The 25,075-nt window shown below is 71.6% G+C and carries 21 protein-coding genes, 1 pseudogene and 1 riboswitch; of the genes and pseudogenes, 9 read left to right on the plus strand and 13 right to left on the minus strand.

Going from position 1 to position 25,075, the window contains the following annotated elements; translation table 11 throughout:
* Positions 1 to 21: 21 nt before the first annotated feature.
* Positions 22 to 1,224, minus strand: a complete 1,203-nt coding sequence (locus tag ACWGI6_RS29980; protein WP_453270458.1) for a glycosyltransferase 87 family protein — start codon at positions 1,222 to 1,224, stop codon at positions 22 to 24.
* Between the two features lie 275 nt (positions 1,225 to 1,499).
* Positions 1,500 to 1,709: a hypothetical protein gene (locus ACWGI6_RS29985; protein WP_453270408.1), complete on the minus strand. Its 210-nt coding sequence runs from the start codon at positions 1,707 to 1,709 to the stop codon at positions 1,500 to 1,502.
* A 370-nt stretch (positions 1,710 to 2,079) separates the two neighbouring features.
* Here ACWGI6_RS29985 and ACWGI6_RS29990 point away from each other — a divergent pair, with 370 nt between their 5' ends.
* Complete coding sequence (locus tag ACWGI6_RS29990; RefSeq protein ID WP_453270409.1) at positions 2,080 to 4,224, plus strand: HelD family protein; 2,145 nt, start codon at positions 2,080 to 2,082, stop codon at positions 4,222 to 4,224.
* Between the two features lie 19 nt (positions 4,225 to 4,243).
* Here ACWGI6_RS29990 and ACWGI6_RS29995 read toward each other — a convergent pair whose 3' ends face one another.
* Positions 4,244 to 6,391, minus strand: a complete 2,148-nt coding sequence (locus ACWGI6_RS29995) for a serine/threonine-protein kinase (RefSeq protein ID WP_453270410.1) — start codon at positions 6,389 to 6,391, stop codon at positions 4,244 to 4,246.
* 150 nt (positions 6,392 to 6,541) lie between these two features.
* Positions 6,542 to 7,264, minus strand: a complete 723-nt coding sequence (locus ACWGI6_RS30000; RefSeq protein ID WP_453270411.1) for a copper homeostasis protein CutC — start codon at positions 7,262 to 7,264, stop codon at positions 6,542 to 6,544.
* Positions 7,265 to 7,608: 344 nt separating this feature from the next.
* Between ACWGI6_RS30000 and ACWGI6_RS30005 the strand changes: the two genes are divergently transcribed.
* A complete protein-coding gene (locus tag ACWGI6_RS30005; protein ID WP_393908531.1) occupies positions 7,609 to 8,292 on the plus strand; it encodes an HD domain-containing protein in 684 nt (227 codons plus the stop codon).
* Positions 8,293 to 8,622: 330 nt separating this feature from the next.
* Complete coding sequence (locus ACWGI6_RS30010) at positions 8,623 to 9,951, plus strand: Cmx/CmrA family chloramphenicol efflux MFS transporter (RefSeq protein WP_453270412.1); 1,329 nt, start codon at positions 8,623 to 8,625, stop codon at positions 9,949 to 9,951.
* A gap of 201 nt (positions 9,952 to 10,152) precedes the next feature.
* Here ACWGI6_RS30010 and ACWGI6_RS30015 read toward each other — a convergent pair whose 3' ends face one another.
* The 3 genes from ACWGI6_RS30015 to ACWGI6_RS30025 all read right to left on the minus strand — a co-directional run bounded on the left by ACWGI6_RS30015 (position 10,153) and on the right by ACWGI6_RS30025 (position 11,594).
* Complete coding sequence (locus ACWGI6_RS30015; RefSeq protein WP_453270413.1) at positions 10,153 to 10,695, minus strand: pyridoxamine 5'-phosphate oxidase family protein; 543 nt, start codon at positions 10,693 to 10,695, stop codon at positions 10,153 to 10,155.
* A gap of 209 nt (positions 10,696 to 10,904) precedes the next feature.
* Complete coding sequence (locus tag ACWGI6_RS30020; protein ID WP_453270414.1) at positions 10,905 to 11,180, minus strand: DUF4031 domain-containing protein; 276 nt, start codon at positions 11,178 to 11,180, stop codon at positions 10,905 to 10,907.
* A 51-nt stretch (positions 11,181 to 11,231) separates the two neighbouring features.
* On the minus strand, positions 11,232 to 11,594 hold the full coding sequence (locus ACWGI6_RS30025; protein WP_453270459.1) for a hypothetical protein: 363 nt from the start codon (positions 11,592 to 11,594) through the stop codon (positions 11,232 to 11,234).
* A 128-nt stretch (positions 11,595 to 11,722) separates the two neighbouring features.
* Between ACWGI6_RS30025 and ACWGI6_RS30030 the strand changes: the two genes are divergently transcribed.
* The 3 genes from ACWGI6_RS30030 (at position 11,723) to ACWGI6_RS30040 (ending at position 15,504) form a co-directional block, all read left to right on the plus strand.
* Positions 11,723 to 12,670, plus strand: coding sequence for a MurR/RpiR family transcriptional regulator (locus ACWGI6_RS30030; RefSeq protein ID WP_453270415.1), 948 nt, complete (start codon positions 11,723 to 11,725; stop codon positions 12,668 to 12,670).
* 131 nt (positions 12,671 to 12,801) lie between these two features.
* On the plus strand, positions 12,802 to 13,740 hold the full coding sequence (murQ, locus tag ACWGI6_RS30035; RefSeq protein WP_393908537.1) for an N-acetylmuramic acid 6-phosphate etherase: 939 nt from the start codon (positions 12,802 to 12,804) through the stop codon (positions 13,738 to 13,740).
* 117 nt (positions 13,741 to 13,857) lie between these two features.
* Positions 13,858 to 15,504 (plus strand): PTS transporter subunit EIIC, encoded by a 1,647-nt coding sequence (locus ACWGI6_RS30040; RefSeq protein WP_453270416.1) that lies wholly within the window; start codon positions 13,858 to 13,860, stop codon positions 15,502 to 15,504.
* 318 nt (positions 15,505 to 15,822) lie between these two features.
* On the opposite strand, the gene ACWGI6_RS30045 is transcribed toward ACWGI6_RS30040, so the two are convergent.
* The 5 genes from ACWGI6_RS30045 to thrC all read right to left on the minus strand — a co-directional run bounded on the left by ACWGI6_RS30045 (position 15,823) and on the right by thrC (position 20,941).
* Positions 15,823 to 16,032, minus strand: coding sequence for a hypothetical protein (locus ACWGI6_RS30045; protein ID WP_393908539.1), 210 nt, complete (start codon positions 16,030 to 16,032; stop codon positions 15,823 to 15,825).
* Between the two features lie 671 nt (positions 16,033 to 16,703).
* Positions 16,704 to 18,329, minus strand: a complete 1,626-nt coding sequence (gene groL / locus ACWGI6_RS30050) for a chaperonin GroEL (protein WP_453270417.1) — start codon at positions 18,327 to 18,329, stop codon at positions 16,704 to 16,706.
* A gap of 345 nt (positions 18,330 to 18,674) precedes the next feature.
* Positions 18,675 to 18,878, minus strand: a complete 204-nt coding sequence (locus tag ACWGI6_RS30055; RefSeq protein WP_003986833.1) for a cold-shock protein — start codon at positions 18,876 to 18,878, stop codon at positions 18,675 to 18,677.
* Between the two features lie 423 nt (positions 18,879 to 19,301).
* Positions 19,302 to 19,580: a MoaD/ThiS family protein gene (locus ACWGI6_RS30060; protein ID WP_453270418.1), complete on the minus strand. Its 279-nt coding sequence runs from the start codon at positions 19,578 to 19,580 to the stop codon at positions 19,302 to 19,304.
* A 77-nt stretch (positions 19,581 to 19,657) separates the two neighbouring features.
* Positions 19,658 to 20,941, minus strand: coding sequence for a threonine synthase (gene thrC / locus ACWGI6_RS30065; RefSeq protein WP_393908542.1), 1,284 nt, complete (start codon positions 20,939 to 20,941; stop codon positions 19,658 to 19,660).
* Positions 20,942 to 20,958: 17 nt separating this feature from the next.
* Positions 20,959 to 21,119: riboswitch (SAM riboswitch) on the minus strand.
* A 170-nt stretch (positions 21,120 to 21,289) separates the two neighbouring features.
* Here thrC and ACWGI6_RS30070 point away from each other — a divergent pair.
* Positions 21,290 to 22,252 (plus strand): glucosyl-3-phosphoglycerate synthase, encoded by a 963-nt coding sequence (locus ACWGI6_RS30070; protein WP_453270419.1) that lies wholly within the window; start codon positions 21,290 to 21,292, stop codon positions 22,250 to 22,252.
* 4 nt (positions 22,253 to 22,256) lie between these two features.
* Here the strand turns inward: ACWGI6_RS30070 and ACWGI6_RS30075 are convergent.
* Positions 22,257 to 23,013, minus strand: a pseudogene (locus ACWGI6_RS30075) (GntR family transcriptional regulator).
* 275 nt (positions 23,014 to 23,288) lie between these two features.
* On the opposite strand from ACWGI6_RS30075, the gene ACWGI6_RS30080 reads away from it, so the two are divergent.
* Both ACWGI6_RS30080 and ACWGI6_RS30085 read left to right on the plus strand, forming a co-directional pair.
* The gene (locus tag ACWGI6_RS30080) at positions 23,289 to 23,519 is read left to right on the plus strand and encodes a hypothetical protein (RefSeq protein WP_453270420.1); all 231 of its coding nucleotides are present in this window, start codon (positions 23,289 to 23,291) and stop codon (positions 23,517 to 23,519) included.
* A gap of 71 nt (positions 23,520 to 23,590) precedes the next feature.
* On the plus strand, positions 23,591 to 25,054 hold the full coding sequence (locus ACWGI6_RS30085; RefSeq protein WP_453270421.1) for an alpha,alpha-trehalose-phosphate synthase (UDP-forming): 1,464 nt from the start codon (positions 23,591 to 23,593) through the stop codon (positions 25,052 to 25,054).
* The last annotated feature ends 21 nt before the right edge of the window (positions 25,055 to 25,075 follow it).

The raw sequence follows: 25,075 nt of genomic DNA on the forward strand, positions 1-25,075 counted from the left end.
CGCCGCCCGGCGGGTCCCGGCTCAGACCGCCCGGGACCGGCTGGGCAGCTCCTGCTCGGCGCGCGGCGTCGGCACTCGGCCGCCCGGCGCCCCGGCGGGGCCGGGCGCGCCGGCGGGCTGCCGCGTCCACCGGAGCACGGCCGCCAGCAGGGCGAGACCGAGCAGCGGATACGGGGCCGCGAACGGCTGCTGCCACCACGAGAAGTGCAGGTCGAGATCGCCGGAGTGCGGGACGATCCACATCGTGCGGGCGGTGAAGGCGAGGGTGACGGCGGCCAGCAGCGCCCTGCGCCACGGGCTGCGCCGGGTGTGGGCGGCGAGCGCGACCAGCAGCGGCACACACCAGACCCAGTGGTGGGACCAGCTGATCGGCGAGACCAGCAGCGCCGTGACGGCCGTACACAGCACACCCCAGCCGTCCAGGCCGCGCCGCACATACACCCGGCGGGCGGCGTAGAGCCCGGCCGCGGCGGTCAGCAGCGCGGGCACCGCCCAGAGGAGGCCGGGCTCGGGGTTGTGCAGCACGCGGGCGATCAGGCCCTGGAGGGACTGGTTGTCGATGATCCATACCTTGCCGACCCGGCCGGTCTCGAACATCCGCCGTGTCCAGAATTCGATGCTCGCGGTGGGCAGAACCAGCCAGCCCAGCAGTACCGAGGCCAGAAACCCGCCGAGGACCGTGAAGGCGGCCTTCACCCGGCCGGTGACGAGGAGATAGACGCCGAAGATCGCGGGCGTGAGCTTGATGCCCGCCGCGATGCCGGTGGCGAACCCCTTGAAGCGGGCCCCGTCCGGACGGGAGAGGTCCCACAGGACCAGGCAGGTCAGGACGAGGTTGACCTGCCCGAAGACAAAGGTCTGGAAGACCGGCTCCAGCCAGAGGCCGAGCGCGGTGGCGGCGAGGATGACGGGCGCGGCGCAGGCGGCCTTGCGCAGACCGGCGGCCTTGCAGGAGAGGTGGATCAGCAGCGCGAGGAGGGCCGCGTTGACGAGCACACCGACGACTTCGAGGGTGCCGAGCGAGAGCCAGGTGGTCGGTATGAAGAGCACGGCCGCGAAGGGCGGATAGGTGGCCGGAAGTGCCCACTTGGTGACCGTGAAACCGTAGAGATCGCCGCCGCCCGAGGCCGCCTGGCCCTCGGCGCGGTAGACCGCCAGATCGGACATCGGCAGCGGCTGGACCTCGTACAGCAACCACAGTCCGGCAAGTGACGCCATGAGCAGCGCCGCTGCGAGCACCGAGCGGCGGGGGCGGGCGATGCCCTGCCCCCAGGTCCGTCTCCACGTCCGCGTCCCGTCGGCAGACACCCGTTGTCCCCTCCCCGTCGCCCTGAGTGCGCTCTCCGCGGCGACGCTAGTGGATCGGGGCCGACGGGCCGTAACGGTTTCCGGTCATCCGGATGGCGAGGCGGGGACCGCGGAACCGGGCGTCGTGGCAGGCGCGGGTGGGGTGGGGCATGCGTGAACTCGGGCTCCCGTGGAGTCGGGCGTCCGTGGGATCAGTCGTCCGCGTACTCGCCCATGACGACGACGCTGAAGGCGGCCGTGGCGAAGACCTTGATCGCGTGGAGTGCGTTGCCCACGAAATAGCGGTGCTCGTGGCCGGCCGCCGCACCGCGCCCTGGGTCCTCGCGGAGGGCCGTGGCGCCCTCGACCGGGTGGAGGGAGATGGGGTGGACGGAACCTGGGGGAATCGCTGCGCTGCTCATGTCTCCATGATGAAATTCACGCGATTGCAGCACATCGGTCCATAGGTCCATCCCTGAGGTGCCGGACGTCCGTCTCCAGACCCATCCCGCCCCTACGGGAGGTCTACGGCGCTCTCAGGGTCCGTCGGGCCCGGAACGACCGCCGCAGGCCGCCGGAAATCCGTTGGCGCCCTCCTGAGCTGCTGACTACAATCGCGCGTCTGCCTGCCTCCCGTTGAGGAGTGCCGCCGACCGGTCGGAAACCGGACGGTCCTTCGCTTCACGCCGCTGACCCGCGCCTCGCACGACCTGCGCCACGCACCGACACCGGCCCGCCGCGCCCGCTCGTCCTGGCACGCCCGCCGAAGTACCCGCCACCGGAGGCAACGCCGTGCCCTCGCACGCCCACCCGTCACCCGACCCCCACCCCTCATCGACAGCACCATCGGACCCCCTCCAGCGCGAGAAGTCGCACCTGGCCGCCTCCCGGGCCGCCCTGCGTGCCATGCGCGAGGACGCCGAGGCGCTGAATATCGCCGATGTCACCGCGAACTGGGTCAACGCCGAGGTCCTCCAGGGCGAGATCGACGCCCGGATCAAGGCGCTCGCCGACCTCTCCCACACCCCGCTCTTCTTCGGCCGCCTCGACTATCTCCACGCCCCCGGCCTCGACCTCGCCGAAGGCGCATCACGACGGGCGGCGCAAAACGCCTCCGGCGAGGGGGATGGTGCACGCCGCGAGGGCGAGAACTTCTATATCGGCCGGCGGCATGTCCACGACGCCGACGGCGACCCCATGGTCATCGACTGGCGCGCGCCCGTGTCCCAGCCGTTCTACCGGGCCTCCAAGAAGGACCCGATGGACCTCAGGCTGCGCCGCCGTTTCGGTTACACGGCCGGTGAGTTGACCGCTTACGAGGACGAGCACCTCACCGACCCCGCGGAGGCGGAACGGACCAGCCGGCTCCTCCAGTCCGAGATCGAGCGCCCGCGCGTCGGCCCCATGCGGGACATCGTCGCCACGATCCAGCCGGAGCAGGACGAGATCGTGCGCGCCGGCATCGGCGGCTCGGTCTGCGTGCAGGGTGCGCCGGGCACCGGTAAGACGGCGGTCGGGCTGCACCGGGTCGCGTATCTGCTGTACGCGCACCGCGAGCGGCTGGCCCGCTCCGGCACCCTCGTCATCGGCCCGAACCGCTCGTTCCTGCACTACATCGAGCAGGTGCTGCCGGCCCTCGGCGAGCTGGAGGTCAAGCAGGCCACGGTCGACGACCTGGTCGGCCATGTGGACGTACGCGGCACGGACGAGACGGCCGCCGCGACGGTCAAGGGCGACGCCCGTATGGCAACGGTGCTGCGGCGGGCGGTGCGCTCGCACATCACCATGCCGCAGGAGCCCTGCATGGTCGTCCGCGGCTCCCGCCGCTGGCGCGTACCGGCGTACGAAATCGAAGAGCTGGTACGGGAGTTGATGGACCGGGACATCCGCTACGGAGCCGCCCGCGAGGCGTTGCCGCAGCGGATCGCGCACGCCGTGCTGGTCCGGATGGAGCAGGCGGGCGAGGCCCCGGACGACCGGGTACAGGACGCGGTGGCCCGAAATCCCGCAGTGAAGGCCGCGGTCAAGGCGGTCTGGCCGCCGGTCGACCCGGCAAAGCTGGTGCTGCGGCTGCTGGGCGACGCGGAGTTCCTGGCCGAGCAGTCCGAGGGGATCCTGACGGCCGAGGAGCAGAAGACCATCCTGTGGACCAAACCGGCCCGTAGCGTGAAGAGCGCCAAGTGGTCGTCCGCGGACGCGGTGTTGATCGACGAGACGATGGACCTGGTCGCGCGCACCCACTCTCTCGGCCATGTGGTCCTCGACGAGGCGCAGGACCTCTCCCCCATGCAGTACCGCGCGGTCGGCCGCCGCTGCACGACGGGCTCCGCGACCATCCTCGGTGACATCGCCCAGGGCACCACCCCGTGGGCGACCGACACCTGGGAGGAGGCGCTGACCCACCTGGGCAAGCCCGGCTCCACCGTCGAGGAGCTCACCCAGGGCTTCCGGGTACCGCGCGAGGTCATCGCCTACGCGTCCCGGCTGCTGCCCGCCATCGCCCCCGACCTGACGGAGGCCACCTCCATCCGCGAGTCGGCGGGCGACTTCGAGATCCGTACGGTCGACCCCGCGGATCTGACCACCGCCACCCTCGCGGCCTGCGACGATGCGCTGACGAAGGAGGGCTCGGTCGGCCTGATCGCCGCGGAGGCCCGTATTCCGACGCTGCGCACGGCTCTGGAGGCGGCCGGCGTGACCTGCCTCGCTCCCGGCGAGGAGACCTCGGCCGAGGCCCGGCTGACGCTGGTGCCCGCCACGCTCGCCAAGGGACTGGAGTACGACTACGTCGTCCTGGACGAGCCGGCCGCGATCGTGGACGGCGAACCGGACGAACGGACCGGCCTGCGCCGCCTGTACGTCTGCCTGACCCGGGCGGTGTCCGGCCTGACGGTGGTCCATGCGGCGGCGCTGCCGGAACAGCTGGCCGGCCGCTGAGGGCCGGCCACCGGGGGCGTCAGGCGACCTTGGCGCAGATCATGGTCCGGCCGTCGTAGACGTTCCATGAGTAGCGGTAGCGGCCCGGCTCGCCCGGGCAGGCATTCGTGCCCGCCGACGACGGCAGGAGGGCCGTGACCTGCATGATGTAGCTGAACTCCGGTGGGACCTGGCCGGCGCTGCAGTTCCAGGCGGTGAGGAGGTTCGCCGGGCCGGGCCGGCCGCCCGCCGACTTGGCCAGGAAGCACTGGCCCTTCCGGAACTGCCGCTCCACACACAGGTTGGTGAACGCGTAGTCCACCCCCGTGTGCCACCAGCTGCCGCGTCCGCCGCCGGACGCGCAGCCGCCCCCGCTCCGGGTCACCTGCCGCACCCGCAGATAGGCGTTGGCCGCACCACAGCCGACCTGCTGCGGTGCCGGACGGCTCCAGCTGCCGTAGCCGTTCTGGTAGGCGTCGAGGCAGTCGCCGGTCCGTACGGAAGCAAAGGCCTGGTCGGCCGCGCTGGGGGTGCGGGATGCGGCGGTCGTGGGCGCCGAAGCCGTCCCGCCGCTCGTATACGTGCCGCTCGTGGGCGCGGAACCGGTCCCCCCGCTGGTGTACGTACCGCTCGTGGGCGCGGAACCGGTCCCGCCGCTCGTGTACGTACCGCTCGATGTGCCGCTGCTCGATGTCCCGCTGCTGGTCGAGCCGGCGCTGTCGCTGCCGTCCCAGGGCTTCCAGATGAAGACCACGAACGCGATGACCGCGATCACCGCCCAGAAGCAGCCGGATGAGGAACCGGATGAGGAACCGGCGCTCTGCGAAGCGGACGAGGACGGGGACGGAGACGAGGGCGGGGACGGAGTGGTCGCACCGGTCTTCGGGCCGGCCGGCGGCCGGGGCGAAGAGGCCGTGCCCGCCTGCCCCGAGGCCCGTGCCCGCTGCTCGTGCCCCTCCCGCCGCGCCTGTTCGGCGCGCTGTTGCCGCTCCCGCTCCTTGCGTTCGCGGCGCTGCTTCTTCTCGTTCTCCGCGGTCGCCCGCGCCCTGGCCGCCGCCCGGCTGCGGTTCTCCGCCTCCTTGCGCTCCCGGGCCTCGCGCGCCGTGCGCTCCCGCTCGGCGCGGTCCCGCTCGTCCTGCTCCTTGCGCGCGGCGCGCGCTGCCTCTTCCTGCCGCGCGGCCCGCTCCTGCGTGTAGACCCGGGTGGGCCCCGGCGGCGGCACCTGCCGCGTCCGCGCGTCCGCCGTCGGCCCCGCCGCGCCCTCCCCGCCCCCGTCCTCGCGTAACGCCCGCCCCTGGGCCTCGTACGCCTCGATCAGTGCGGTCCACCGCGGCGGCAGCCAGCGCTCGCCGCGCTGCGACGTAGGTGCCCGGTCGAGTTCCTCCAGGAACTGCCGCAGGACGTCGGCGGGTTGGGGCCGGTCGTCCGGGTCGGCGGCCAGACAGGGGCGGATCAGCGGGGCGAGTTCCTTGGGCAGCCCCGTCAGGTCGAGGGCGCCGCGCTGTACGAGGGTCAGCAGCCGGATCGTGTCCACGGTGTCGGGGTAGGGCGGGCGGCCGACGGCGAGGTGGAAGAGCGTGGCGCCCAGCGAGTACACATCGGACGCCGTGGTGGACGGCTCTGCGCGCGCCTGCTCCGGCGAGGTGAAGGCGATGGTGCCCAGCGTCAGCGACGTGCGGGTGATGTCGTTGGCGTGCGAGATGCCGAAGTCGATCAGGCGGGGCCCGGCCAGGGGCAGCAGGATGTTCTGGGGTTTGACGTCCCGGTGGACGATGCCCGCGTCGTGCAGGATCACCAGGGCCTGCGCGGTGCCCGCCGCGATCCAGCGCACCGCCGAGCCCGGCAGCCGCCCCTCGCTGCGGACGAGCTCGGACAGCGCGGGTGCCGGTATGTACTCGATGGCCATCCAGGGCTGCTCGGCGTCCGGGTCGGCACCGCGTACCCGGGCCGTGAACGCGCTGTCGATCCGCCGGGCCAGCGTCACCTCGCGAGCGAACCGCCGCCGGTCGGTATCGCTGACGAGGCCCTCGGCCAGCAGCGTTTTGACCGCCACGAGCGAGCCGTCCGCCGTGGACCGCGCCAGATAGATCCGCCCCATACCGCCCGAGCCGAGTCGCCCCAGTAGCCGGTAGCCCCCGAGCCGCTGCGGATCATCGCCACCGAGCGGCTTCATTCCGATGCCGGTCATGCCGTGTCACCCTCCCCCTGGTCCCACCGCCGTGACACCTGTCAAACAGTGGCACGGCGGCGGGAGTTGAGGAAGCGGGCGAGCGGGGAGCCCGAGGGCGCGAGTGCGCCCGTCCGGCGCACCGGCAGCCCGGGCCCGCCGGGCGACGGCTCAGGCCCGCTGCGCGACGGGCTGGTCCAACGCCTCCCGCCACGCCCGCACCGCCGCCGCATCCACTGGTGCCGACCAGCCGGCGGGCCGGGCGGCGCCCCCGATGTGGAACGCGTCGAGGCCGGCCGCGCGCAGCGCCGGCAGCTGACCGAGCCCGAGCCCGCCGCCGACCAGGATCCGCGGCTCATAGCCGGGTTCGCCCGCTGCCGCACGGGCCCGCTCGGCCAGCAGCGTCGGCATCCCGGCGTCGACGCCCTGCGCGGCACCGGCCGTCAGATAGGTGTCGAGCCCCGCGGTGCCGGGCGCCCCCGACAGCTCCTTGCGCAGCGCGTCCCGGTCGGCGGCCCGGTCGATGGCCCGGTGAAAGGTCCACCGGCAGCCGTCGATCACCTCGGCCAGCGCCGCCACCACATCGAGATCCGGCCGCCCGTCCGGCGTCAGAAATCCGAGGACGAACTCCTCGGCACCCTCCGCCCGCAGCGCCGCGGCCTCCTCGCACAGCGCCGCCACGTCACCGGCCGCGAAGCCGTCGGCGGCCCGCAGCATCACCCGCAGCGGAAGGCCGACGGCCGCCCGGATCGCCGCGAACGTGGCCCGGGGCGGGGTGAGCCCGTCGGCCGCCATGTCCGTGACCAGCTCCAGGCGGTCGGCCCCGCCGGCCTGGGCGGCGACCGCGTCCTGCGGGCCGAGCGCGATCACCTCCAGCAGCGCGCGCTTGCTCATATGACCCAATCCTTCGATGACGACGTGACGAGACGGACGGACCGCCACAGACAACAGGTCTAGTCCAATATCCCAGACTACGGGCCACCCGGCGCCCCGGAGGCCACCGCACCACCGGCACGACCGGAATCCGCCCATACGCCTTACCCGTACACCTACCCGGATCACCGACCGCCGACCGAGGACGGGGGCTCGCCCCGGGGGCCCACGCGCACACCCGCCGCCCCTCGGCAGGGGCTCGACCGGCGGGCACGCACGCCCGCCGCCCCCTCCTGCCGCGACCGCCCCGGGCCGGACCTCGCCCTCCGCCCCGGTTTCCCCGGTGCCCGAGGCACAATGGCGGGATGACCCCCGTGTCCCGTACGGCAGACACCACCGACCCGGCGCCGGAGCTGCGGCAGCGCTGGGCCGTCACCGTCGCCAAGGCCCGCGGCACCAAGAACCCCACGGCACCCGACCCCGCCCCGTACGCGGACAACCTGCTGTCCCGTTGGCGCGAACCGCAACGCCGCTATCACACCGTCGACCATCTGACCGCGGTCCTCTACCGCATCGACGAACTGGCCGGGTACGCCGACGACTTGCCCACCGTCCAGTTGGCAGCCTGGTTCCACGACGCCGTCTACCGCCCGGACCGCTCCGAGAACGAGGAGCGCAGCGCGGCCCTCGCCGAACGCGCGCTGCCCGAGCTCGGCATCGGCCCGGCCCGCACGGCCGAGGTCGCCCGCCTGGTGCGGCTCACCGTCACCCACGACCCGGCGCCCGACGACCCCGACGGCGAAGTCCTGTGCGACGCCGACCTCGCCGTGCTCGCCGGTTCCCCCGACGAGTACGCGGCCTATGCCGCCGCGGTCCGCGCCGAGTACGGCTTCGTCCCCGACCCCGACTTCCTCGCCGGCCGCTCCGCCGTGCTGTCCCAACTCCTCTCCCTCCCCCGCCTGTTCCGCACCCCCCGCGGCTACGACCGCTGGGAACACCTCGCCCGCCGCAACCTCGCCACGGAGTTGGATCTGCTGCGGGGGGCGTAGGGCTTGTGGGTTGGCTTCGGGGCCGGTGAGACCGGGCGGGGCGGGGTCTCGTGTGTGCCGCGCGGCCGGGCCGGGCCGGCGCCTGGCCGTGGCTCTCGTCTGTGCCCGTCCGGCGCTGCGGGGCCGGGCCTGGCCGCTGTGGGTCTCGTCTCTGCCGACCGACCGACTCGGCGGGGCCGGGGGCCGGGCCGTGGGCCTCGTCTGTGCCCGTCCGGCGCTGCGGGGCCGGCGCCGGGCGGGCCCGTGGTTGCCGCGGGGGTTCCCGTCCGCGGCCCGGCGGCACCGTCCGTACCGGGAATGTAAGCCGTCCTACCACTGTTAGTAGCTGACATGCCAGCACCGTCCGACCGCGCCCGCCTGCCCATAGCCGTGTACGTCCTCGGCCTGTCCGTCTTCGCTCTCGGCACGTCCGAGTTCATGCTCTCCGGCATCCTCCAGCCGCTCGCCCGCGACCTGCGGGTCTCGATTCCGCAGGCCGGGCTCCTGGTCTCCGCCTTCGCGATCGGCATGGTGGTCGGCGCACCGGTGCTCGCCGCCGCGACGCTCCGGCTCCCGCGCCGGACGACCCTGATCGCACTGCTCGCCGCCTTCGGACTGGGCCAGGTGGCAGGCGCCCTGGCCCCCTCGTACGGCGTGCTGTTCGTCTCACGCGTCGTGAGCGCGCTGGCCTGCGCCGGCTTCTGGGCGGTCGGCGCGGCCGTCGCCGTCTCTCTCGTACCGGTGACCGCACGGGCCCGCGCGATGGCAGTGATGGTCGGCGGCCTGAGCATCGCCAACATCGCGGGCGTCCCGGCCGGCGCACTGCTCGGGCAGCACGCCGGCTGGCGCGCCGCGTTCTGGGCCGTCGCCGGTCTGTCCGCGATCGGCCTGCTCGGCGTGATCGCGCTGGTGCCGCGTACGGCCGTGCCCACCGGCGACGACCGCCCGCAGCTGCGCCGCGAGCTGACCATCTACAAGGACAAGCAGGTCTGGCTGGCGCTGACCGCCACCGCCCTGAACGGCGCCGCGGTCTTCGCGCTCTTCTCGTACCTCTCGCCGCTGCTGACCGACACCGCCGGCCTGGCCGAGAGCTGGGTGCCGACGGTGCTCGCACTGTTCGGCGTCGGCGCACTGATCGGTACGTTCATCGGCGGCCGGATCGCCGACGCGCACCTCTTCGGGACGCTCTTCGGCGGCATCGCCGCTTCCACGATCGTGCTGGCGGTCCTGGCACTGACCGCGCACAGCGCGGCCGCCGCCGTCGCGCTCTCGCTGATGCTCGGGGTGACCGCGTTCACCACCGCCCCGGCGCTCAACGCCCGGATGTTCAACGTGGCGAACGCCGCGCCGACGCTGGCCGGCGCCACCACCACCGCCGCCTTCAACATCGGCAACACCCTCGGCCCCTGGCTCGGCGGTCTGGCCATCGGCGCAGGCTGGGGCTACCCGTCCGTGGCCTGGACCGGCGCCGCACTGGCCGCGGCCGCCGTCGTCACCACTGCCCTCGCCTTCCGGCTGCACCGCGCAACAAGCCACTCCCGGCTGATCGCCTCCTCGGCGACGGCCAGCGCCGCACCGGCGACACACAAGACAGCGGAGGCGGCGGTGACGGCGGTGGCGGCAGGGACGGCGGCCACCGCAGGGACGGCAGAGGCCGGGGACACAGCGGGGCGGCACTGAGCCGCGTTAGGGCATAGGGGGCGGGCCTCGGGGGAAGCGCGGGGCACCGGCCGGAGGAGCACCGCGGGCCAGCACCCGGGTAAGCCCGGGGCGCCGCCCAGGGGAGCGGAGGGACCACCCGGGTTCCTCGGGGCACCACCCGGGGAAGCACCGCGGGCCGGCACCACGGCAGCCCCATCACCCCCGGCCGTCACACGGGCCTCACACCCCGCCCTCGAACCTCCAGCGCGTCTGGCTGTATGTCTCTCCCCGTCCGAACCCGAAGGCCGTGACCGGCTCGACCCGGAAGACCACGGCCCGGTCGGCCTGCCCGTAGAACGCGCCGTCGCGGACGTCGAAGTGCCAGTCGCTGCCGTACTTCCCGGCGTACAGATCGGCCAGCCGGCGCAGTGTCGGCTCGTCGCTGACCTGCACCGCATCGCCTTCGACGACCACATCGAGCCCCACATGCAGATCGTTGCCACCGGCGGTCGAGGTCGTCAGCACACAGTGCGCGTTGGTTTCGAGGTTCTTGGCCTTGCGTTCGCCGGGGCCGGTGCAGAAGTGGAGGGCGCCGTCCGACCAGACGGCGAGCAGCGGGGTGACATGCGGACGGCCGTCAGGCCGGACGGTGGTGAGCCAGAAGATCTCCGCCTCGGTCATCCCGCCGACGGCCGCGGGCCATCCGGTCGCCGTGGCGCCCTCACTGCTGTAGCCGGGGTCGAGATCGGTGGCCGGTTCCCGGCCCGGTTCGCTGGCTGACATGACTGTCCCCTTCCGATGCGGCGCACGGTCAGGCCCATCGTGCGGGGGCACGCCATCACGCCGCCGCTACGACGCGCCGCAGCGGGCGGTACGGGCTGCGGCAGACCTCGGGGCCGAAGCCGAGGCAACGCGGTGCCGGAGAACCGGGCCCGGAGAACCAGGGTGCCGGGGTGCCGGGGGCGACGACCTCACGGCCGACGGCGACGGCCTCACCTCTGCGGCGCCGGCCGGTTCTTGGGCCGGCGCAGCCCCGCGGCCGTCAGCCGGCGCAGCAGCTCCTTGCTGCCGACCTCCACGGCCCCGGCACGCACCGCGTCGCCGTACCGCTCCGCCGGCAGGTCGTAGTGGTCGCGCTCGAACGCCCGGCGGGGCGCGCCGATCCCCGCGGCGAAGGCGTGCAGTTCGTCGAAGGAGTGGTCGCTGACCAGATGCGACCACATCCGGCCGTGGCCGGGCCAGGTGGGTGGATCGATATAGATCGCCACGTCAGCCCTCCGGCCGGATCACCGCATCAGCCCGCCACACCCTCAACCGCCTCACCCCTCCACGGGGGCACCCAGCCGCCCGACCCGAGCCACCGCTACCGCCGTCTTGGGGCAGACCCAATGCGGGTCGGGCCCCAACTCCGGTTCGACATCGAGCGCATGGGGATCGCCCGACTCCGTGCACACGGGGCACAGCGGCCAGCGGCCGTACCGGTCCAGAAGGGCGTCCTGGACGTCCTGCGCTATCAGTCCCGCGACGAATGCCGCGCCTTCAGGCCATTGCTCCACCCACCACCGGCGGTGGACGACCGCGTCCTCCACGAGCGAGACGATGTCGGCGTCGGCCACCTTGTCCGCCATCAGGTCAGCGAGCACCAGCGCCCGCGCGGCGTGCAATGCCTGTTCCAGCTCCATGCCCCCATTGTCCCCCGACCACCCACCGGCGAACGGCGTTGTCCACAGGCCGAGGCGGATCATGCGCTCTGTCCACAGCACTCACAGAGGGTATTGACGCCGAGCGTCGATGAAATTACTTTTCAAGCGTGAGCAGCAGCGTGAAGGAAACTTTCAAGGACGCGGCCGTCGAGACCCGACCGGCCCCGGCCCCACCCGCCCCCGCCGCACTGGCCGCCAAGGTCCGCACCCTCGCCCCGACGATGACCCGCTCCATGCAGCGGGTCGCCGAGACCGTCGCGAGCGACCCGGCCGGCTGCGCCGCCCTCACCGTCACCGGCCTCGCGGAGCGCACGGGCACCAGCGAAGCCACCGTCGTGCGGACGTCCCGGCTGCTCGGCTACCCGGGCTACCGCGATCTGCGGCTCGCACTCGCCGCGGTCGCCGCGCAGCAGGCGGCCGGCGGCGCGCCCGCGGTGACCGCCGACATAGCGGTCGACGACTCCCTCGTCGATGTCGTCGCGAAGCTGGCGCAGGAGGAGCAGCAGTGCCTGGCCGACACCGCCGCGGCACTGGACGTCACCCAGCTCGAAGCCGCCGTCACCGCGCTCTCCGGGGCCCGCCGCATCGATGTGTACGGCATCGGGGCCTCCAATCTCGTCGGCCAGGACCTCGCCCAGAAGCTGCTGCGCATCGGCCTGATCGCGCATGCGCACGCGGACCCGCATCTGGCCGTGACGAACGCGGTGCAGATGCGGACCGGTGACGCCGCCATCGCGATCACGCACTCCGGGCGGACCACCGATGTCATAGAGCCACTGCGGGTGGCCTTCGACCACGGCGCGACGACCATCGCCATCACCGGCCGCCCGGACGGCGAGATCGCCTCGTACGCCGACTACATCCTGACCACGTCCACGGCCCGCGAGAGCGAGCTGCGGCCGGCCGCGATGTCGTCCAGGACGAGCCAGCTGCTGGTCGTGGACTGCCTGTTCATAGGCGTCGCGCAGCGTACGTACGAGACCGCCGCCCCCGCGCTCTCCGCCTCCTACGAGGCCCTCGCCCACCGCCACTCACCACGCAACAACCAGCGCTGACCTCACGCCGCCCCGCCGTTGGGGCCCGTGCCGCGACGGCGGCAGGGGCGGCACAGCGGCACCCCCGCGACGAGGCAGCCGAAAAGCACCGGCCCCCCGACGAGCCCGACTCGAAAAGAGCCGTCATTGCCATGACCTCCACCGCCGACTACGCCCATCTGCGCGCCCAGTTGGACACCCTCACCACCGAGGCATTCCGGCCCGAGCTCGCGGACATCGACCGCCGCTCCACCCTGGACATCGCCCGCACGATGAACGACGAGGACGCCACCGTCCCCGCCGCCGTCGCCCGGCGGCTCCCCGAGATCGCCGCCGCGATCGACGCCACCGCCGCGCGCATGGCCCGCGGCGGCCGGCTGATCTACGCAGGCGCCGGTACGGCCGGCCGCCTCGGGGTGCTGGATGCCAGCGAATGCCCGCCGACCTTCAACACCGACCCGTCCGAAGTCCTCGGGCTGATCGCGGGGGGTCCGTCCGCCATGGTCACCGCCGTCGAGGGCGCCGAGGACAGCAAGAAGTTCGCCGTCGAGGATCTGACCGGGATCGGCCTGACCGACGTGGACACCGTCGTCGGCATCTCCGCCTCCGGCCGCACGCCGTACGCGATCGGGGCCGTCGAATACGCCCGTGACCTGGGCGCCCTGACCATCGGCCTGTCCTGCAACGCCGATTCGGCGCTGGCCGCGGCCGCCGAGCACGGCATCGAGATCGTGGTCGGCCCCGAGCTGCTGACCGGCTCCACCCGGCTCAAGGCGGGCACCGCCCAAAAGCTGGTGCTCAACATGCTCTCGACCATCACCATGATCCGCCTGGGCAAGACCTACGGGAATCTGATGGTCGACGTCCGCGCCTCCAACGAAAAGCTGCGGGCCCGCTCGCGCCGTATCGTCGCGCTCGCCACCGGCGCCACGGACCTGGAGATCGAGACGGCACTGAGCAGCACGGACGGCGAGGTGAAGAACGCCATCCTCACCCTCCTCGGCGATGTCGACGGCCCCACCGCCGCCCGTCTCCTCGAAGCCGCCAACGGCCATCTGCGCGAAGCCCTCCAGGCCGCCAAGCCCCACTGAGACACCGGGGCCCGCCGGGCCCCACCGCTCACACACCCCCGGGGCCGGACCTCACCCCGGCCCCGGCCCCGCCCCCAACCCCTGCTCCTGTTTTGTCTCCACAGCAAGGCACCGCATATGCCCGAAGACAAGAACCGCGCCACCGCCGCCGCGATCCTCCCCCTCGTCGGCGGCGCCGAGAACCTCACCTCCGTCGCCCACTGCATGACCCGGCTCCGCCTCGGCGTCCAGGACCGCTCCCTGGTCCAGGACGAAGCCCTCAAGGCGCTCCCGGCCGTCATGGGCGTGGTCGAGGACGACACGTACCAGATCGTGCTGGGCCCCGGGACGGTCGCCCGGGTCACCCCCGAGTTCACGCGCCTGGTCGAGCAGTCCCGCACCACGGCACCGGAGGCCACGACCGTCGGCCCCCAGGCCACGACACCCGCATCCGCACCGGAACCCCCACCAGAGGCCGCCGTCCCCACGGCACCCACCGGCACCACAGCCACTCGCGAGCCTGCCCCCGCACCCGCCACCGCCGCGGAGCTGGCCGCTCAAGGCGCCGCCCTCAAGGCGCGGCAGAAGGCCAGGAACTCCACCCCGGTGAAGCTGTTCCTCCGCCGGATCGCCAATATCTTCGTCCCGCTGATCCCGGCCCTGATCGGCTGCGGCATCGTCGCCGGTATCAACGGTCTGCTGGCCAACCTCGGCTGGCTGCCGTCCGTCGTCCCGGCGCTCGCGGCCATCGCCTCCGGCTTCATGTCCCTCATCGCCGTCTTCGTCGGCTACAACACCGCCAAGGAGTTCGGCGGCACACCGATCCTCGGCGGCGCGGTCGCCGCGGTCATCGTGTTCCCGGGCATCGCCCAGATCACCGCCTTCGGCCAGAAGCTCGCACCGGGCCAGGGCGGCGTACTGGGCGCACTGGCCGCGGCACTGCTCGCCGTCCGGGTGGAGAAGTGGTGCCGCAAACTGGTACCCGAGGCGCTGGACGTCCTCCTCACCCCGACCCTGACCGTCCTGGTCACGGGCCTGGTCACGATCTTCGGCCTGATGTTCGTCGCGGGCGAGGTCTCCACCGCCATCGGCACCTTCGCCAACTGGCTGCTGGCCCACGGCGGGGCCTTCGCCGGCTTCATCCTGGGCGGCCTCTTCCTGCCCCTCGTGATGCTCGGCCTCCACCAGGCCCTGATCCCGATCCACACCACCCTCATCGAGCAGCAGGGCTATACGGTCCTGCTCCCGATCCTCGCCATGGCAGGAGCAGGCCAGGTCGGCGCCGCCCTCGCCGTCTACCTCCGGCTCCCCCGCAACCGCTCGATCCGTACGACCATCAAGTCCGCCCTCCCCGCGGGCTTCTTGGGCGTCGGTGAACCGCTGATCTACGGCGTCTCGCTCCCTCTGGGCCGCCCTTTCATCACCGCCTGCATCGGCGGCGCATTCGGCGGCGGCTTCATCGGCCTCTTCAACCAACTCGGCGACGCCGTCGGCTCCACCGCCATCGGCCCCTCCGGCTGGGCCCTGTTCCCCCTGGTCAAGGGCGACCAGAACATCGCCACCACCCTCGTCATCTACGCCCTCGGCCTGGGCGTCGGCTACCTCACCGGCTTCCTCGCCACCTACTTCTTCGGCTTCAGCAAGCAGATGCGGGCAGACCTCAACACGGACCCCGACACCGACACCGCCCCTGGCCCCGCAGCCGCATCCACGGAGACCGACCCCGCAGCCACTGAAGGAGGCCCCACCACACACGGCACCCCGGCCGGCCTGGGGGCACGCTGAGCGGCCCGGCCCGGCCCTACCCGACCCGGCCCGGCCTGGCCTGGCCTGGCCTGGCCTGCGAGGTTCATGAAAGAACGCCCGTTGGCCCTTTCCCTCAGGGCATCCGGCTCTCCCGGTTCAGCTCGCTGACGCGCGCCGCCAGTACGGCGGACGGCGGCGCGGTGTGCAGTAAGTACGGCGGGCAGGTCCACGGTCGGCCGCCACCGGGTGGGCGGAGCTTCAGCAACACCCCCTGGTGGCCCACGACCCGGCCGACACGCCTGTCCCGCCTGTCCCGCCTGTCCCGCCTGTCCACCGCACAGTTGCCGAACGACGGGATCACGGCTGTCCCTCCTCCGGGCCGTGGCCGGGAGCGGCGGTCTTGGCGTAGTCCACCAATACGTCGGCCAGCCGCTGGGCGGTGTCCAGATTGCAGCGCCCCAGCTCGACCAGTGGCGCCATGACGGTGCTCGCGCACGACACCGGGTCGACGCAGAGGGAAGGCAGCGTGACTCCCACTGCCTGGAGTGCGGTGTGCAGTTCCGCCATAACACCCTCGGCCTGCCGTACCCGATCACGCGCCGTCAACATTTCGCCTCATCACCTTCCACGCTGAGTGTTCCCACTGTGCACACAGCGTGGCGGTTGCGGGCCTAGCCTGCAGAGAGAAGCGGATCCAACAACCGATCGTGTGTAACAGGGAGTTGCCGCGATGCCCGGAACCCAGCCCCACGCCCCGTCCTCGTCACCCCGCGCCACGCTCGGGGCCGAGTTACGACGACCAGCGGGAGGGGCCGGGCCTCACCGAGACCGGGACGGCCGCTTCCCCCAGCATCTGTGCGGCAGTTGACCCACAAGAGACCCACGGGGAGGTGGGGAGGCCCGTCGTGGAGCGGCGAACCAGGCACGAAGCCGCGGTACCGGGGCGGGGTGCGGCCGGACCGCCGTCGCCCGCATCGGCACGGCAGTAACGTCGGCGGCAGGCTGATCCGGGTTACGCCGCCCCTGGCGCGCCAGGCCGGCCGGGGCGCCGTGCGTCGCGGGCTGCCTCATCGGCCGTCGGCGGTAGCGCGTCCGACGGGCATCGGACGGCGCCCGTGCACGGCACGCCGGGTGGTGGTGCCCCGGAAACGCCGCCGGGGCGGCACCCCCTGGGAGGAGGGTGCCGCCCCGACGTACGTGTGGACGTGATCCGGGAGGATCAGCTCTGATCCAGTGGATCAGAAGTCCATGTCACCGCCCGGCATGCCGCCCGGAGCGCCGGCCGCGCCGGCCTTCTCCGGCTTGTCGGCAATGACGGCCTCGGTGGTGAGGAAGAGCGCCGCGATGGAGGCGGCGTTCTGCAGCGCGGAGCGGGTGACCTTCGCCGGGTCGATGATGCCCTCGGCGATCATGTCGACGTACTCACCCGTCGCGGCGTTGAGGCCGTGACCGATGGGCAGGTTGCGCACCTTCTCCACGACGACGCCGCCCTCAAGGCCGCCGTTGACGGAGATCTGCTTCAGCGGGGCTTCCAGGGCCAGCTTCACCGCGTTGGCGCCGGTGGCCTCGTCGCCGTCGAGCTCCAGCTTCTCGAAGACCTGGGAGGCCTGGAGCAGGGCCACGCCACCGCCGGCGACGATGCCCTCTTCGACGGCCGCCTTCGCGTTGCGAACGGCGTCCTCGATGCGGTGCTTGCGCTCCTTGAGCTCGACCTCGGTGGCGGCACCGGCCTTGATGACGGCCACGCCGCCGGCCAGCTTCGCCAGACGCTCCTGGAGCTTCTCGCGGTCGTAGTCCGAGTCGCTGTTCTCGATCTCGGCACGGATCTGGTTGACCCGGCCCTGGACCTGCTCGCTGTCGCCGGCACCGTCGACGATGGTGGTCTCGTCCTTGGTGATGACGACCTTGCGGGCGCGGCCGAGCAGTTCGAGACCGGCGTTCTCCAGCTTGAGACCGACCTCCTCGGAGATGACGGTGCCACCGGTGAGGATGGCGATGTCGCCGAGCATGGCCTTACGACGGTCACCGAAGCCCGGGGCCTTGACGGCGACGGACTTGAAGGTGCCACGGATCTTGTTGACGACCAGGGTCGACAGGGCCTCGCCCTCGACGTCCTCGGCGATGATCAGCAGCGGCTTGCCGGACTGCATGACCTTCTCCAGGAGCGGCAGCAGGTCCTTCACGCTGCTGATCTTGGAGTTGACGATGAGGATGTACGGGTCGTCGAGCGACGCCTCCATACGCTCCATGTCGGTGGCGAAGTACGCCGAGATGTAGCCCTTGTCGAAGCGCATACCCTCGGTGAGCTCCAGCTCCAGACCGAAGGTCTGGGACTCCTCGACGGTGATGACGCCTTCCTTGCCGACCTTGTCCATGGCCTCGGCGATCAGCTCGCCGATCTGGGTGTCAGCGGCGGAGATGGAGGCGGTCGAAGCGATCTGCTCCTTGGTCTCCACGTCCTTGGCCTGCTCCAGCAGGGCGGCGGAGACGGCCTCGACGGCACGCTCGATACCGCGCTTGAGGGCCATCGGGTTGGCGCCGGCGGCTACGTTGCGCAGGCCCTCGCGGACCAGAGCCTGGGCCAGGACGGTCGCGGTCGTCGTGCCGTCACCGGCGACGTCGTCCGTCTTCTTCGCGACCTCCTTGACCAGCTCGGCGCCGATCTTCTCGTACGGGTCCTCGAGCTCGATCTCCTTGGCGATGGAAACACCATCGTTGGTGATCGTGGGGGCGCCCCACTTCTTCTCGAGGACGACGTTGCGGCCCTTGGGGCCGAGGGTGACCTTGACGGCGTCGGCGAGCTGGTTCATCCCGCGCTCGAGACCGCGCCGTGCCTCCTCGTCGAACGCGATGATCTTGGCCATGTGAAGTGGTCCTCCCGGACTGGGGTGGATTGCTCCGGACCGCGCTGGCGCCCGCGACGGACGACCTGCAAACCCGTGTGGTTCCTTGCCCCACCCGGCCTGCGGGCCTCACCGACCCGGTCCTTCGTTGTCACTCTCACTGGGAGAGTGCTAACGCAATGATTAGCACTCGCACCCCTTGAGTGCAAGGCGGCTTCGAAGAAGCCTCCCATTGGAGTGGTGACCGAGTGACGGGTGAGCACGGGCGCCCCGGGGGGCCGCCCGACCGTCCGCCGACGACGGACAGCAGAAGGCCCGCACCCCTCAGGGGCACGGGCCTTCACTACGCTGCAGTCGGTCGGCGCCTCAGCCGGCCACCCGGACCATGTCCGCCTGCGGCCCCTTCTGGCCCTGCGAGATCTCGAACTCGACCCGCTGGCCTTCCTCGAGGGTGCGGTAACCGTCCATCTGGATCGCGCTGTAGTGGACGAAAACATCCGCACCACCGTCGACCGCGATGAAGCCGTACCCCTTCTCCGCGTTGAACCACTTGACGGTGCCCTGAGCCATGCCTAACTCCCCTATTACTGGCCCTTGCGCAGGACCGCACTCCGCGGACCCGGGTCAGACCTCACCCCGCGAAAATCCCGTGGGATGTGCGCCGGAACGCGTCGACCGCCGCTGAATGTATCTGCACAGATGCCCAGCGCAACAGGTCAATCGGACGAGAATTCTGGGGCCGGAGAATCGGCAATATGCCGTGAAATCCCGGTTCTCCCGGGCAAGTCGGGCCGGGCATAGCGCACCTAAGCGACAAATGCTGCACACACTTTGGGCACAACTGATCGCGGCCTCATATGCGTTCGGCACACGCACGCGTTATAGCGCAGGGGGATCACCCCAATGGTATCCCCTTTCACAACACGGAATTGCCCCGTCCGCTTTCTGGCGGACGGGGCAATTCCGGTCAAGCAGGGGAAGAGATGGCGCAAATCAGCAGCCGCCGGCCACCGCCGGAATGATCGAGATGCCCGCGCCGTCCGGGGTCGGCGTCTCCAGGCCCTGCTCGAAGCGCACATCGTCGTCGTTGACGTACACGTTCACGAAGCGGCGCAGCTTGCCGGCGTCGTCCAGCACTCGCGCCGCGATGCCCTGGTGGTTCTTCTCCAGGTCGGCGATCACCTCGGAGAGGGTCGCGCCCTCGGCGGGAACCTCGGCCTGGCCATCGGTGTACGTGCGGAGGATGGTGGGGATGCGGACCTTGACGCTCATGGTGGTGCCTTCCAGGAATGACGGAGTACGAGTTCGGGGGCTGTGGCGCGGCCTCGTCCGCGGACCGGCCGACGGCCTCAGCGTGCCAGGCCGGCCGCGCGGAACGCGTCCAGATCGGGACGGATCGTCGCCGTGGGTCCGGAGGTCGGGGCGACCGCGTCCAGTGTCTTGAGGCCGTCACCGGTGTTCAGGACGACGGTGGTCAGGGAGGGGTCGAGCAGACCGGCCTCGACGAGCTTCTTGGTCACGCCGACGGTCACCCCGCCCGCGGTCTCCGCGAAGATGCCTTCCGTCCTGGCCAGCAGCTTGATCGCGTCCACGACCTGCTCGTCGTTGACGTCCTCGACGGCGCCGCCCGTACGGCGGGCGATGTCGAGCACATACGGGCCGTCGGCCGGGTTGCCGATCGCCAGCGACTTGGCGATGGTCTTCGGCTTCTGCGGGCGCACGACGTCGTGCCCGGCCTTGAAGGCCGTGGACACCGGCGAGCAGCCCTCCGCCTGGGCGCCGAAGATCTTGTACGGCTTGTCCTCGACCAGGCCGAGGGCGATCAGCTCCTTGAGCCCCTTGTCGATCTTCGTGAGCTGCGAGCCGGACGCGATCGGGATGACGATCTGGTCCGGGAGCTGCCAGCCCAGCTGCTCGCAGATCTCGTACGCGAGGGTCTTGGAGCCCTCGCCGTAGTACGGGCGCAGATTGACGTTGACGAAGCCCCAGCCCTCGCCCAGGGGATCGCCGATGAGCTCCGAGCAGAAGCGGTTGACGTCGTCGTAGTTGCCCTCGATGCCGACCAGGTCACCGCCGTAGACCGCGGCCATGACGACCTTGCCGGCCTCCAGGTCGTGCGGGATGAACACGCAGGACTCGAAACCGGCGCGGCGGGCCGCGGCGCCGACCGCACCGGCGAGGTTGCCGGTGGAGGAGCAGGAGAGCGTGGTGAAGCCGAACGCGCGGGCGGCCTCGACGGCGATCGCCACGACGCGGTCCTTGAAGGAGTGCGTCGGGTTGCCGGAGTCGTCCTTGACGTACAGACCGCCGGTGACGCCCAGCTCGGCGGCGAGCCGGTCGGCCTTGACGAGCTTGGTGAAGCCGGGGTTCAGGTTGGGCTTGTCGGCCACGTCGGCGGGGACGGGCAGCAGCGGGGCGTAGCGCCAGATGTTGTCCGGACCGGCCTCGATCTGCTTCCGCAGGCCCTCGGGGTCGCCGCTCGGCAGGTCGTACGCGACTTCGAGCGGCCCGAAACATTCCTGGCACGCGAAGATCGGGCCGAGCGGGAAGCGCTGACCGCACTCGCGGCAGGACAGCGCGGCGGCGGGGCCCAGAGCGACGGTGGGGGTGTTTTCGGTGACTTGCACAGCCATGGAGGCGAGGCCCTTTCTCCTCATCTTCCTCGCGACGAATCTCGCCACGAGACGGATTTGGCACCTTCCCAAGCCGGGAGCCTCGCGCACGCGGGACGTCAGCGTCCTGGCGGCAAGACCGGCTGGAGGGTTGCCGGGGCTTCAACGGGCCGTATCCCTCTGCCCCTCTGGATGAGCGGTATGGCGCTGGGCCGAAACCCAGGCGTTTGTGGCGCGGACCCCGACATGCGACGGCCATCCGCGTTGTTCAAGACTGTAACCGAAGGCCGTGACTGTTGAGATAGTCGTCCGAACCGCGAGATGGATCACACAGGCCGCCGATCCGGCGGCGACCGAGGAGTCGTAGACGTGCTGGAAGAGGTGGAGGGCTGGCTGAGCAGCCGCTCCTGGTCCGCCGCGGACCGCCCGCTGGGGCAGCTGCTGGAGGCGAAGCGCCAGACGGGCCGCACGGTCAGTGTGGTGCTGCCCGCGCTCGACGAGGAGACCACCGTCGGGGCGATCGTGTCGGTGATCCGCGCCGAGCTGATGACCGACACGGTCCCGCTCGTCGACGAGCTGGTGGTGCTGGACTCCGGCTCCACCGACCGCACCGCCGAGATCGCGGCGGCGGCCGGCGCCCGGGTCGTCCACCGCGACAGCGTCCTGCCGCGGCTGCCCGCCCTCCCCGGCAAGGGCGAGGTGCTGTGGCGCTCCCTGCTGGTCACCACGGGCGACATCGTCTGCTTCATCGACGCCGACCTGCGCGAATTCTCCGCCGGCTTCGTCTCCGGGATCGTCGGCCCGCTGCTCACGGATCCGGACATCCAGTTCGTGAAGGCGATGTACGACCGTCCCCTGGAGACCGGCGCCGAGGGCGCCGGGGCCGGCCAGGGCGGCCGGGTGACGGAGCTGGTCGCCCGTCCGCTGCTGAATCTGCACTGGCCGCAGCTGGCCGGCTTCGTCCAGCCCCTGGGCGGCGAGTACGCGGCCCGCCGCTCCCTCCTGGAGCGGCTGCCGTTCCCGGTCGGCTACGGCGTCGAGCTCGGCCTGCTCGTCGACGCCCTGCACACCGTCGGCCTCGATGCCCTCGCCCAGGTGGACGTCGGCGTACGCAAACACCGCCACCAGGACGGCCAGGCCCTGGGCCGGATGGCCGCCGCGATCTACCGGACCGCGCAACTGCGCCTGACTCGCGGCCACTTGGTGCGCCCCAGGCTGACCCAGTTCGACCGCGGCGAGCAGGGCTTCGTCCCGCGCACCACGGAGGTCGACACCGAGGAGCGCCCCCCGATGGCCGAAATCCCGGAGTACGCGGAGCGGCGCGCGGCCTGAGGACTCAGGCGTCGAAGTCGTACTCCAGCACGTAGGCGGACGAGTCGAGGATCATCTCGTTGACCTCGACGGTCCGCCCGTCCGCGGTCATGGCCGTGCGGCTGATGAGAATGACAGGCGTGCCCGCCGGAAGGCGCAGCCGAGCGGCCTCCTCCGGCGTCGGCATGCGTGTCCGCACCTCCTCCCTGAAGCGGGCAGGCCCCGCACCCAGCTCGGCAAGCCGGGCGTATGTGCCACCCGCCCCGGTATCCAGCTGCGCGATCGCCGATCCCCCGACAAGAGCAGCAGGGAGGTAGGAGGTGGACAGCAACACCGGCTTACCGTCGAGCACGAACCTGCGACGCCGCACGATCATCGCGTCTCCAGGCGCTATGCCGAGCTGCGCAGCGACGGCTTCAGCCGCCGGTTCCTCGTCCACGGTGACCTCGTCCACCACCAGGTCACGGTCGGGGACATCGGCCGACCAGACCGAACGCCCCTCACCCCATTGCTCCCGAGCCAGACGCGGGACGCCACGGCGCCGGATCGGCTGGAACGCCCGCACGAAGACCCCGGCACCCTTGCGGGCATCGGCAAGACCCTCCGAGGTGAGCACACCGAGCGCCTGTCGCGCCGTCATCCGCGCCACGCCGTGCCGGTCCATCAGCTCGTTCTCCCCGGGCAGCCGGTCACCGGGCCGGAAATCCCCCCTCCGCGATCGCCCGCTTCAGAGCGTCGGCGATCCGGCGGTACTTGGGCGACGAGCTCTCCTGTGCGGCCATGGCGACGCATCCCTCCTGGCGATCTCTAGACATCCTAGAGATCTGTTCGAGTGCCCTGGGGCACCGCTCACCTCAACCCTCAACATCTCTAGAGAACTAGTTGACGCTGTGCACTCGTTTCGATTCAATGTGTAGCGATCCAACTTCTCTAGAGAACTGGAGTCGCCATGAAGCCTCCCGTGCGTCCACGCCTGCTTCCCTGGTCAAGTCCGGAGGGGAAACCGTGCTACCTGCTCTCCGACGGGGAAGGCCCTGTCACCCGGCAAGCGGACGCTGTGGAGTACGCCCAGCTCGCATCCGGTGAGACCCTCCTGGGACACGCCCGTGCCCTCCTCGGCGACAACGGGACCACCACACCCGAACTGCGCTTTCTGGCCTGTTGCTTGACAGGCGCGCTCGGCGACACGCTACGTATCTCCCGCAGCCGGGGCGACCGCCTCGGCTGCGGGCATCCGGAGGGGGAACCGTCGTTGCCCCTCGACGCGTTACGGCCGGGCGACGCCTGAGGAGCCCCCGCCCCCACCCCTTGGCCGCTTCCGTACGTTTGCGCGGATCTGTTGCGGGTTACCTTCGCGACATGGTCTCCGAGCGCAGTGCGGCCCCAGCAGGTGCCGAGGTTCTTGTCGCGTCGAATCGCGGGCCGGTCTCCTACGGTCTGACGGAGGACGGCACGCTCACCGCCAAGCGGGGCGGGGGCGGGCTGGTGTCCGGGCTGTCGGCCATCGGGCCCGGCACGAACGCGGTGTGGGTGTGCGCCGCACTGGGCGACGGGGACCGGGAAGCCGTACGGCGGACGGGTGGTGCGCTGGAGCCGGGGGACACCGGTGGACAGCGCGTCCGGATGCTGGACATCCCGGCCGAGGTGCATGCCGAGGCCTACAACGGCATCGCGAACTCGGTGCTGTGGTTCGTCCACCACATGCTCTACCAGACGCCGCTGGAGCCTGCCTTCGGTGCGGAGTTCCGGGCGCAGTGGGCGTCGTACGAGGCGTACAACCGCACCTTCGCGCAGGCGCTGGCCGACGAGGCCGCCGAGGGTGCGGCGGTGCTGGTGCAGGACTACCACCTGTCCCTGGTCCCGGGGATGCTGCGGGCGCTGCGGCCCGACGTACGGATCGCCCATTTCTCGCACACGCCGTGGGCGCCGCCGGAGTACTTCCGGATGCTGCCGGACGACATCGCCGAGCAGCTGCTGCGGGGAATGCTGGGCGCCGACCGGCTGGGGTTCCTCACGCACCGCTGGGCGGACGCGTTCCGCGCGTGCTGCGCCGAGGTGGTCGACGGCACCGGCGAGACCCGGATCGGTGTGCACGGGCTCGGGGCGGACGCCGGGTTCCTGCGGGAGCGGTCGCAACAGGCGGACGTCAATGAGCGGCTGACCGCCCTGCGTGAGCAGATCGGCGTGGGGCCCGACGGGACGGCGCGCAGGACCGTCGTCCGGGTGGACCGGACCGAGCTGTCGAAGAACATCGTGCGGGGACTGCTCGCCTACCGGGAGTTCCTGGTGGGGCATCCGTCGTGGCACGAGCGCGTCGTACACGTCGCGTTCGCCTATCCGTCGCGCCAGGACCTGGCCGTCTACCGGGAGTACACGGCACAGGTCGGACGGCTCGCCGAGGCGATCAACGCCGAGTACGGCACGGAGAGTTGGCAGCCGGTCGTGCTGCATGTGAAGGATGACTTCGCGCGCTCGCTGGCCGCCTACCGCCTGGCGGACGTGGCGCTGGTCAACCCGATCCGGGACGGGATGAATCTGGTCGCGAAGGAGATCCCGGTGGTCTCCGACCATGGCTGTGTGCTGGTGCTCTCCCGGGAGGCCGGGGCCCACGAGGAGCTGGGCGAGGACGCCCTCACGGTCAACCCGTACGACGTCAGCGGCACCGCGCGGGCGCTGCACGCGGCGCTGTCGATGGCGGCCGGGGAACGCAGCGAGCGTACGGCTCGGCTGGCCGCTGCCGCCACGGCGCTGCCGCCGGCGCAGTGGTTCCTGGAGCAGTTGCGGGCGCTGAAGGAGGACACCCCGAAGCGGGATGCCCCCTGAGCCGTTCTCCGCTACGGCCGT

This window comes from Streptomyces sp. NPDC054786 (assembly GCF_053611685.1).

Coding starts and splice junctions, on each gene's coding strand:
- ACWGI6_RS29985 (WP_453270408.1), bottom strand. CDS start 1,709: ATGAGCAGCGCAGCGATTCCCCCAGGTTCCGTCCACCCCATCTCCCTC.
- ACWGI6_RS29995 (WP_453270410.1), bottom strand. CDS start 6,391: ATGACCGGCATCGGAATGAAGCCGCTCGGTGGCGATGATCCGCAGCGG.
- ACWGI6_RS30000 (WP_453270411.1), bottom strand. CDS start 7,264: ATGAGCAAGCGCGCGCTGCTGGAGGTGATCGCGCTCGGCCCGCAGGAC.
- ACWGI6_RS30005 (WP_393908531.1), top strand. CDS start 7,609: ATGACCCCCGTGTCCCGTACGGCAGACACCACCGACCCGGCGCCGGAG.
- ACWGI6_RS30010 (WP_453270412.1), top strand. CDS start 8,623: ATGCCAGCACCGTCCGACCGCGCCCGCCTGCCCATAGCCGTGTACGTC.
- ACWGI6_RS30015 (WP_453270413.1), bottom strand. CDS start 10,695: ATGTCAGCCAGCGAACCGGGCCGGGAACCGGCCACCGATCTCGACCCC.
- ACWGI6_RS30025 (WP_453270459.1), bottom strand. CDS start 11,594: ATGGAGCTGGAACAGGCATTGCACGCCGCGCGGGCGCTGGTGCTCGCT.
- murQ (WP_393908537.1), top strand. CDS start 12,802: ATGACCTCCACCGCCGACTACGCCCATCTGCGCGCCCAGTTGGACACC.
- ACWGI6_RS30040 (WP_453270416.1), top strand. CDS start 13,858: ATGCCCGAAGACAAGAACCGCGCCACCGCCGCCGCGATCCTCCCCCTC.
- ACWGI6_RS30045 (WP_393908539.1), bottom strand. CDS start 16,032: ATGGCGGAACTGCACACCGCACTCCAGGCAGTGGGAGTCACGCTGCCT.
- groL (WP_453270417.1), bottom strand. CDS start 18,329: ATGGCCAAGATCATCGCGTTCGACGAGGAGGCACGGCGCGGTCTCGAG.
- ACWGI6_RS30055 (WP_003986833.1), bottom strand. CDS start 18,878: ATGGCTCAGGGCACCGTCAAGTGGTTCAACGCGGAGAAGGGGTACGGC.
- ACWGI6_RS30060 (WP_453270418.1), bottom strand. CDS start 19,580: ATGAGCGTCAAGGTCCGCATCCCCACCATCCTCCGCACGTACACCGAT.
- thrC (WP_393908542.1), bottom strand. CDS start 20,941: ATGGCTGTGCAAGTCACCGAAAACACCCCCACCGTCGCTCTGGGCCCC.
- ACWGI6_RS30085 (WP_453270421.1), top strand. CDS start 23,591: ATGGTCTCCGAGCGCAGTGCGGCCCCAGCAGGTGCCGAGGTTCTTGTC.